Origin of the sequence: Mesorhizobium sp. M4B.F.Ca.ET.089.01.1.1, from assembly GCF_004022605.1 — a bacterium.
GTDB lineage: Bacteria > Pseudomonadota > Alphaproteobacteria > Rhizobiales > Rhizobiaceae > Mesorhizobium > Mesorhizobium abyssinicae.
This window is the reverse complement of the sequence record NZ_RZOS01000945.1, coordinates 1-974: the sequence shown is the minus strand read 5'-3', so window position 1 is coordinate 974 and position 974 is coordinate 1. Positions and strand designations below refer to the sequence as shown.

Below are 974 nucleotides of genomic sequence, written 5' to 3'. Positions count from 1 at the left end.
TTCACAGCGGACGTGGCGTGATCCGGGTCGAGCACGGCAAGGGCTGCAAGGACCGCATGGTTATGCTCTCGGCGCAGCTTCTGCACATCCTGCGGGTCGACTGGTGACTAAGGAAACCGCAGGGCTGGCTGTTTCCGGCCGGGATGCAAATCGCCCGCATCGACGTTCAGGTATTGTACTCGGCCGGCCGCTCGGCGCGTGCGGCCGCCGAACAATTCCTGTCGCAACCGCCATGCCCCAAGGCCCAAGGAAAGTCCTGCCGGGAATGACTCGCCGCGCGGCAGGACCAGCTTCTGCCGATCCTACTCCCACGTGGTGTTTATGCTGCCGGCCGAGATCGCCGCAATCGCCTTCCAGAACAAGGCGGCGATGTACACGATCCTGTCCAAGGCGGCCGCCGAGACGGATTCATCGTCAGTTTATGACGGCGGCAGCGAGATCGTCATTGGCAATGTCGCAAACTTACACAGGGTGGACCTACACCTCTTGCTGAGAGATCCTTTAGAATCGGGTTGTCCAACATCTGCTAGCGCCCGTTGAGGATTCCCAGTCGTATGATGTATCAGGATCTCGTGCGTGGATCACTGTTGCAGGGCATCATAAAATCCGCGCACGCCGTTCCCAATAAATGGTTCGGGCAGGAAGCCCGGTTTTTTGCACAGGGCTTCCGGGCGCCAGTCCGAGTCGGGCAGCCGCCGTCCATCTGGAAACGCGATAGCGCCACCCGGGAGATTATATTGGCGATCTGTATGCCATAAGGCGCATACTTTGCGAGCAGCGGATCGTACTGCATCCGTTCGTCGATACAGCCCGACAGGAATCGAGCAAAGCAAGTGCAGATCAAAGACGTCCTCCTTGCGCCTGGCAATGGTGCATTTTTCTATGACGACCAAGATGCGATCAGGGCCGGCGTCCCGCACGACGGTTTCATCTATGTGGGCCAACCTGTCACGATCGGCTTCAAAGCCATTCGT

At 58.8% G+C, this 974-nt stretch carries 3 pseudogenes; all 3 read left to right on the top strand.

What is annotated here, in order from left to right:
* A pseudogene (locus EN780_RS41120) lies at positions 1 to 104 on the top strand (integrase); the annotation flags it as partial.
* A 106-nt stretch (positions 105 to 210) separates the two neighbouring features.
* Positions 211 to 405, top strand: a pseudogene (locus tag EN780_RS41115) (transposase zinc-binding domain-containing protein); the annotation flags it as partial.
* A gap of 428 nt (positions 406 to 833) precedes the next feature.
* Positions 834 to 974: pseudogene (locus tag EN780_RS35230) on the top strand (methylaspartate ammonia-lyase); the annotation flags it as partial.